Below are 8,202 nucleotides of genomic sequence, written 5' to 3'. Positions count from 1 at the left end.
GCCTGCTTCAGGATGGCGATGATCTGGCTGTCGGTAAAACGGGAGGTCTTCATGCTGCAGAACTTTCAAAAATCAAATTGAGAAAATTCTACTTTCAAACGCTATCATCTGGTGGGGGGATTACCCACCGAGATATCGGTGGGCAGCTTGCCCAGCGCGATGAAGCCGCCGATCAAGGCCAGCAGCAGCACATAGATCGGCAACGGGATCAGGCCGATCCGCATGTCCATCAGCCGCCACGCGTGCATATGCCATGGCGTGCGCGGCTTGCCTTCGCTGGCTTCAAGCGAGGCGCGGATCGGGGAGAATTGGGCGGATGCGGCGCCGTCGGCGTGGCAGGATGGGGAAGTATTCATGGGCTTACCGTCGTCTCTTGAAGTTAACATCTTCTGTTCACCCGGGCATGGAGCCCGGGTTAGTGACGACTATATCGACTCAAGCTTTCAATCCGCTATCGGCGGCGGATCGACTGGCGCAAGAAGTCCGGTCAGTAGTGGTAGCGGCAAGAAATGACGATCAGTTCGTCGTCATGCACTTCGTAGACCAGCCGGTTGGATTCGTCTATTCTCCTGGACCAGCAGCCGCTCAGGCTGTGCTTCAGGGGTTCAGGTTTGCCTATGCCAGCAAAGGGGTCCCGCTGCGCAGCCAGAATCAGATCATTAATGCGTTTGAGCGTTTTCTTGTCCTGCGTCTGCCAATAGAGGTAGCTTGCCCAAGCCTCATCCGTGAACTTCAGGCTGCGCATTTTTCTGTTCCTCCGCGTCGGCAATACCGACTAATTCCCGAGGCTTCGCCTGACCAGAACGCGCCTGCGCGATGGATTTGGCAAGGTGGGCCACGTTCGCTGGCGAACTCAATAGGTGCACTGTCTCCATGAGGCTGCTGTAATGATCGAATGACATGATGACCGCATCCGGTGCATCTCGACGCGAGATAACGGTGACGTCAGCATCCTCAACCACTTGATCGATAACCATCCGCAGACTGTTGCGCGCATCAGAAAAGTTGATGATTCTCATTTCCTACTCCATTCTTTCGATACATTTTTGTAGTCGGCGTCAGTGGTAGTCGTCAGCAGTAGCGAACGCAATTGAACATGTACAATAAATCGTACATGTATCAGTGTATCGCAGATTTCGCGGATGGCAAGCGATGGCGGATGTCTACGGAATGATTACACCAAAGAGGTATCGCAAGCGAGCAAAGGCCTGTCCGTGGCCCACCTGCCCCCAAATGAAAAAGCCCCGGCGATTCCTCGCAAGGGCTTGATTCAACGGCAGAAAACGAATTGGTAGGCCTCCCCGGAGTCGAACCGGGCACCAACGGATTATGAGTCACATACTCGTGCAAGTTAGCGCAATCCGACGAAAATAAAGAATATTATCAAGAATACACTAACAAAACAATTCCACGCTGACACCGTACATATTGAAGCCCCTACCCCGCCCCTAAACTAAAAATTCTCTACCGCAGCAATTCCAACAGTGTCTCTCTTGACTCCTGTCCAACAAAGAACTTTAAGAACTTAAGTCCAACGTCCTTCAATTCACCATCCTCCATCAACTCTACATACTCATCAACTTCGGAAAGATTCCAGGTTCCCAGCTTCGACGAATTCCCTGGCGGAGAACTCTCAACGACGGGTCGCATAGAGGCCTTCAACGAAAATAAATCATTATTTCTAATGCAACATATTGCTTCAAAAAATTTGGCTATAAACCCAGAATGCGCAGCATCAACCACAGCTTTGTATTTATTATACATTTCACGATATTCAGAAACATCTCCGAAAAGCAGGATTACTTCCATGCAATTTAACAAAGAACCAGTATCTATCTTCTTATCCTTATCGAATGCCTGGCGATACGAGATGATGCCTGCCCGATAATCTTTCAGACCGCATTCTGTTATGGCCTTCAATTTCAGCAATGGTGGAAACTCAGAATCAATCTCCATAGCAGTTTTAATATGCTCCAACGCCCAATCAAAATGCCTATTCTGAACAAGGCCACCAATTTTCTCAGTTAACTCAAGAAGCTGTATTCGACGTGCTTGCTGATCATTTACCCCAATCACCTCCGCCACATCCCCTTCTATTTTCTTCTGCTTCCTTTCAAGCGCAAGAATCTCCGATTCCAAGTCATCTTTCAATTTCTTGCTTTCCCTCAGCGCTTCGGAGTAATCTTCTTTAAGTTTCCCGATACTTTTGAATCCAATATAACCAAAAGCCGTAAATACAAAACCAACAGCAACAGATATTAAAGATATCGCGGTACTAATGCTCTGCAAAGTACTTGAATATGATTCTTTAAGTAGATCTTTTTCAATCTTATAATTGATTTGATCTCTACGAAGAATAGCCAATTCTTCAGAATTCCTTTTAACTTCCCTCTGAAAGTCCTCTTTAAGTCTTCCAATCTCAATTGACTCTTCGCTCACTCCCGGCTGCGCTGCAATAGCAGGGGCGCGGAAGATAAAAAAAACAAACAAAAAAAACAATGCAAACCTTGACCACCTATCATTGCAATTAGCCATCTCAATTCACTTTCTATACATTAATTTATCGTTTCCTATCATTTTTTTGCGCCAAGAACTACGCTGGCCAGTTCGATGATAGAAAGTCAAGCAGTTCATCTGAAAACAGATAGGCCGCACCTGGCGCAAACGGCAGACGTTTAAATTCTGACCTTGCATCGTGTATCTTCTGCTCAGCTTCAAGCTTTAAGTCCGCATCGAAGTTGATATCGTCGCTCGGTTTCAATCGTTGCTTCGAGTCACCAGCGTGCTTCAACGAATTGTAGATGTAATTGTCGTGATCGATAAATCTCGCGATTTGCTCTTTGCGTTTCTTTTTACCGAATTTCACGCCTTCATGGATTTCCATGATAGTTGTGGCGAGCTTGGCGCACTCTACAGCCCGCGTTTTACCACCGAACTCCTTAACGAGCGGATATACGATGTTTATTGCAGCACCTCTAGTAAGATGCACTTTACGTAGTCCATATCCCCTTGGGCACTCTTGTAATCGCGAGCCGCAGTCGCCAGCATTTCGCCAGCTAATTGAATTTTGTTGTGCGTTTTCATTCTTTCCTTATTATTATTTTATTTATACCCGTGCACTTAACTTGGGCAAATGGAAAGTTAGGTAATAGCCACGAAATTTATAATCAATTCGAGCGTCTGGTTTTGGCTGCTTACAGCATTACCCAAAAAGGACTTCCTGCTCGACCGGCACCCTGAATTTCTTTGGTAAGTCCCATTTGTTTTAGAACCAAAAAAAGAAAGGTACAGTGACAGTTATGACCGTTATATCGAGAATCAAACACAGAAGGCGCCAACGACTTAAGGCCATTCGTTGACATTTCCCGGCCAATATGTTCTCTATATCCTCGATACAAGTCTAGAAGTCCAATATACAGTCGTGCGTTCCCTCGTTTATAACAAATCCGCTCTCCATCACACCACATGACCGTTGATGTTCCGGGTCCAGGGTTTTTCATTATTAGCCCATCAGGAACATTTGCTCTTAGAGATTGCACGAAGTCATCATATTTCATGGACGCCCTCCGCTGAATTGCAGGCCGCACTCCGCCCCACGCACGAGTCAACTGTCGACCTATTGTTAAAAATTGTAACCGATTCAATATCCGTCAACCAGCTACCACTAGCGCCGGCAAACGATCCGCATAAGCGGCCAAGTGACTTGCTGAAAAATGAGCATAACGCCTCACCATCTGAGGACTCTCCCAACCACCTAGCTCTTGAAGGACGTTCAAAGGCGTGCCATTCTGCACATGCCAACTTGTCCACGTGTGGCGCAAATCATGCCAACGGAAATCGTCAATCCAGGCACGCTTCAGTGCTGTTTTCCAAGCAGCAGTATTGAGAAAATCGAGGCTTGGATTATTGAGCAGGCTCTTATTGATTTCACTCCATCGAGCCACGGCTTTCGCGTAGTAGCAACTGGCTAATATCATCAGAGGGAGCCAGTAAATTTCAGCTCCTTTTTTTGAACAATCAAAGTTGATAACTGAAATTACTTATCAAGTGACACCCCAGATATTTTTTCCTGGGAATTAATGCCGCCATCAAAGCAGGCCACGTAAAAATCCCCGCCTATTTTTCCAAAATTTCGCACCTTAAAATCCGGAATTTAGACCAGGTCCCTTAGCAAACTTCGACAGGAAAACCTGGCTGTGTTCTGCAACAGTGCACGGTTCCGGCATAAGAGAATGAGCAGCGCCGAACTGTGCAGGTAACTGGCGGGCCGAATGCGAATATCCACTTAGGAGACTAATCGTGCATACTTGTTCATCAATCTCTCCGACTCACTATCCAGCAAGTGCTCGACCATAGCAGAAAAAGGTTGCTCAGGCGTGGCATATTTGTATAAAGAGGTTAGTTGCTGCAAGGCTATGTCTTTCTGCGGCGTGGCGTACGGTTCTGGCATCGTGATCGCCATATCCATGATCTGTTCAATAAATACAATCTGGGCACGGATCTCAAGCATTCGTGCGGTACGCGCTTCCACCAATCCTTGCCGATTCAGCCCGAACACACGATAAGTGTGACGTCCATAAGGATCAAGACTTCCGTTATGCACTCGAGGCGCAATCAGACTCAGTCCTTGTATTTCCTGCCAAGTCAGGTGCTCCTTAGGATCGCGATGTGTAGGATCAATCAGCGCTGGATCTTCCGCGTTGTGATCATCAGTTTCAAGCATCGCATACTGGGCACCCAAAATGGGAAACTGGTCACCTTTGCCAAGAAAAAACTCCCCCTCAAATTTATCGTCGAGCGCATCGTGCTCCAGTTCAATGGCATTCTGGTAGCGACGACGATTACAATCGATGCAACTGGCCAGTAAATTTTGCCAACTCGCGGCAAGCCACCAATAGCCGGGGTGTTGAGGACAATCAGCGACGCGGCCCTTCGGTCGAAAATGTTCGATATCCGTCGGTTGCACTGCTTTGATGCTCGCCTCGCAATATGCGCATTTTCCATGAAATAAAGTGTTCAGCGCCGCAACGACATCGTCTTCCTTATATGCGGTGAAGTTGAACGTTTTATTGGGTGTAGTACTGAAGTGATTTGTCGCCCTTATTTTCTCCCGCCCAGCAGCACTTCCCGGGCCATCCAGCGATAACGGAATCAATACTTGGTTGCGATCAACCCACCTCATGATGGGCGCTCCATGCGTAGAGCACGCAATCGCACCAGAAGATCATTTACAGCCTCCTCTCTGACCTGTCTTCTATCTACCTGTCGAGCAGCAATGTCTTCATCGATAAACCGTTTGAACGCTTCGTTGACGATCTGCTCGAAAGGTGTATCCCCCAACCATTGAAATGATCGTAAGGTGCCGTGATCGCGGTTTCTTTGCAAGTTATTACTCGCGAAAGGAATAACCAAGCGCTCCAACGCATCTTCCACTTCTGGGTCTGCGGTACTCGCAAGGCCAAAGTAGTCAGACGTCAACAACTGTTCAGCGCGCAGACCACGCACGTCTGGCAACCCCTTTAGTAGCGCGACCTGCTGATCTTCATCGCGAACAAATACCTGCACCTCGCCGTCATGCATTCCGCGAAGGCAAAGTGGGTCATGAGTCGTGGCGATAAACTGGACATTGGGCATAGCACGACGTAGCGCCGACATGACGCGCAATTTCCAACGTGGATGCAGATGTGTTTCGATTTCATCTATCAGTACCAAGCCCCGCGCATTTTCCAGATCGCCCCAGTTATCGATCATTCCACGCATAATGTCGAGCACCATTGCCATCAAAGAGCGATATCCATCACTGAGTCCCTCAAGTGGCGTATCGCGCCCGTTCGCTCGCACAAACAGGCGTCCGGCCGCATCACGCTCAATCTTATCGTCTTCACGTAAGATCAGGACTTCTCGCATAGCGCGTGCCAGCGCATTGAAGGCTTCGGGGGCCAGTGTCTGAATCCATCGCCCCGGATGCTGCAATTTTGCGAAAGGGTCAAAAAGGGAACGAACAGGCGAGGTGGTTTGCCGTCGAATAACCTCTTTCCCGAAGAAGCGCCTAGAGCCGAATGAGAACAATACAATTGAAGGGTGTTCCTCGCCTACAAACCGCCTTGTGAGTGGATCAATCTGGAACTTGATCGGCTCACCGGTATCAAACTCCAGAATAACCTCAGGCGTAACTGTATCCTCGAGCTGCCAGCCTGCAACGTCCCGTGGCATACGGTCCTCAGGCGACACGCCTATACGCAACCGCATTTTTTGGCCCATGAGTGCCAAGGCAATGGCCTGCAATGCGGTACTTTTGCCTGTGGAGTTCTCGCCCAAGAGCATCATGCAAGGAACGCCACGCTCGTCTTGGAGTGACGGTATTTCTAAATCGAGTTGCGCAATGCCTTTAAAGTTGCGTATACGGATACGCTCAACTTGGGAGGCTCGGAGACGAGGAGAGAAGGAGTCCTCTCGAAATTGCTCAGTTACTATCTCACGCAAAATCGGGAACTCTTCAGGCTGCGGGTGCGACCGCGCCAGCTCCTGGAGAGTTTGAAGTTGATCTTCACTGGCGGTCAAAACAATTCTGAGCGAATCTTCGACGATAGTTCGAAATGAGGGCTTGGGAATATCGAACATTCCAGCAAAAGCGGAAAGCATGTAGAAAAATGCTATGCGCGCAACACCACAATATGGCGAATCGTCAAGCAATTCCTTCCTAAAAAGTTCAACGTCGCGCTCACCACGAACTCCAACAAGAACGCGTAAGCAGTGCTCTAGTTTCTGGGCTCTGGCATCGACGAGGTCTCCCCGATTTAGCGAAAGCACATCGATTGTTGTTCGACCAACCTCATCAACTCCCGCAACATGGCCATTTATCCCGAAGCGCAAATGCTTTCGAGGCTCTATACGACAGGGATTGATTATCAGAGCCTGTTCATTGGCCTCCGCCTCGGTCCATGTGCAGCGCAGCCGTGCCCGCGGACCTTTTACAGGAAATATATTGCGTTTAGACCGATTACAATCAAGGCATGACGGCAATAGGTTGTCCCACTCATATGCAAACCAATTGTAGTAATCAGAATGATTGGCGGAAGACTCTTCGCTTCGGGATTTCAGTCCTATGGCGCCTCCCGTAGGACGGTGATGCGCAACTTCGCCACGTTGACTATAGTTCAGAGGCGTTTCACAGTAAGCGCATTTCGCCGAGAATAATTCCCATAACCTATTACGCACTTTGTCCGACGACCAAATTTTGCGGTCGAGTTCAACGCGTCGGCGTGCACGCTCCTCATCCGGAAGTCGATAGTGTTTGGTCAATTCGTGCTTTGCCGTGCGCACTGCATCGTTATGCAAAGTCTCTGGTATCGACCCGTACGGTCTGATTACTTTCCTCATAGTTACTCTGCGCCCCCGCTTCTCATGTGACTTATCCCAATCACCTATTACATCTACAACAATGCCAAATTGAACAGTATACTTCTCGCAAGAAAATTGCAAAGTAGAAAAAACTACACGAGGCTTTGCTACGCAAATCTTTGCAGCATATTTCTATCGATAAGGATGTGCTGAAGAAGTCTTCTTGCAACGTGCGGTCGGATTCGCTAAGTTATAGACGGGAAGCCTTGACCATCGAGGTGGGTACCAGTTTGCGCGGTGAGTATGTCGTTGCAGCGCTGAACCGACTCGTGACGCACCGCGCCGCGCCCTCTTGATCTACTGCGGCCTCACTTTGCACGGCTTGCGCCGTTCCTTCAAGTCCTTGATTTAGTGGCTGGAAATCCCGGCGGGCGTGGTGACGCAAATCATGGGACACAAGCCAAGCGCCACCGCAGAAAAACAATATACGGTTAGACCGCTAGACCTACTACGCCTGCACCATGAAAAAATAGAGGCCTGGATTCTTGAACAAGCGCTCATTTTTTTTACTCCGGCCAGCCAAGGACTTCACATTGTAGCAACTACTCGATAGTTCCCAATGGGAAATGCAAAGTCCAAGCTTCCTTCTTCTCCAACGGCAACAATCTAGTTGGATGTAGTCGCCTGCAGAATGACACCCCAGACATTGCAACTCGGCGCGCTTTCGAAGCAGAGTACGTAAAAGTTTTCCCCAATTTTTCTAAAATTTGCCCTTTTTTCGTTTAGTTTGTAGGTCAAAACTACACTGAGCGTGGGGGCGACTTCGGCCGACTCATCGCGAGGTCAACCATCATATGCAAT

7 protein-coding genes and 2 pseudogenes are annotated in these 8,202 nt (G+C 48.6%); 1 reads left to right on the top strand and 8 read right to left on the bottom strand.

The annotated features are described in order from the left end of the window. Nucleotides 1-104: 104 nt before the first annotated feature. The 8 genes and pseudogenes from H3H37_RS24665 to H3H37_RS24630 all read right to left on the bottom strand — a co-directional run bounded on the left by H3H37_RS24665 (nucleotide 105) and on the right by H3H37_RS24630 (nucleotide 7,338). On the bottom strand, nucleotides 105-356 hold the full coding sequence (locus tag H3H37_RS24665) for a hypothetical protein (protein WP_182167524.1): 252 nt from the start codon (nucleotides 354-356) through the stop codon (nucleotides 105-107). A gap of 131 nt (nucleotides 357-487) precedes the next feature. After that, nucleotides 488-745: a Txe/YoeB family addiction module toxin gene (locus tag H3H37_RS24660; RefSeq protein ID WP_182167522.1), complete on the bottom strand. Its 258-nt coding sequence runs from the start codon at nucleotides 743-745 to the stop codon at nucleotides 488-490. Beyond that, complete coding sequence (locus H3H37_RS24655) at nucleotides 720-1,019, bottom strand: type II toxin-antitoxin system Phd/YefM family antitoxin (protein ID WP_182167520.1); 300 nt, start codon at nucleotides 1,017-1,019, stop codon at nucleotides 720-722. Before H3H37_RS24655 ends, H3H37_RS24660 begins: the two co-directional genes overlap by 26 nt. Nucleotides 1,020-1,464: 445 nt before the next feature. Then, nucleotides 1,465-2,535 carry a hypothetical protein gene (locus tag H3H37_RS24650; protein WP_182167518.1) on the bottom strand — a complete coding sequence of 357 codons (1,071 nt, stop codon included), beginning with the start codon at nucleotides 2,533-2,535 and terminating at the stop codon, nucleotides 1,465-1,467. A 58-nt stretch (nucleotides 2,536-2,593) separates the two neighbouring features. Further along, complete coding sequence (locus H3H37_RS24645; RefSeq protein WP_182167516.1) at nucleotides 2,594-2,884, bottom strand: hypothetical protein; 291 nt, start codon at nucleotides 2,882-2,884, stop codon at nucleotides 2,594-2,596. A gap of 766 nt (nucleotides 2,885-3,650) precedes the next feature. Continuing rightward, a pseudogene (locus H3H37_RS24640) lies at nucleotides 3,651-3,881 on the bottom strand (tyrosine-type recombinase/integrase); the annotation flags it as partial. A gap of 404 nt (nucleotides 3,882-4,285) precedes the next feature. Then, complete coding sequence (locus tag H3H37_RS24635; RefSeq protein ID WP_182167514.1) at nucleotides 4,286-5,182, bottom strand: HNH endonuclease family protein; 897 nt, start codon at nucleotides 5,180-5,182, stop codon at nucleotides 4,286-4,288. Beyond that, nucleotides 5,179-7,338, bottom strand: a complete 2,160-nt coding sequence (locus H3H37_RS24630) for an AAA family ATPase (protein WP_182167512.1) — start codon at nucleotides 7,336-7,338, stop codon at nucleotides 5,179-5,181. The genes H3H37_RS24635 and H3H37_RS24630 overlap by 4 nt, the downstream gene beginning before the upstream one ends. Nucleotides 7,339-7,705: 367 nt before the next feature. On the opposite strand from H3H37_RS24630, the pseudogene H3H37_RS26020 reads away from it, so the two are divergent. Next, nucleotides 7,706-7,954 (top strand): annotated as a pseudogene (locus H3H37_RS26020) (preprotein translocase); the annotation flags it as partial. Between the last annotated feature and the right edge of the window lie 248 nt (nucleotides 7,955-8,202).

Source organism: Rugamonas brunnea (genome assembly GCF_014042345.1).
Lineage (GTDB): Bacteria > Pseudomonadota > Gammaproteobacteria > Burkholderiales > Burkholderiaceae_D > Rugamonas > Rugamonas brunnea.
The sequence above is the reverse complement of the archived record's forward strand: the minus strand, read 5'-3'. Positions and strand labels throughout refer to the sequence as shown.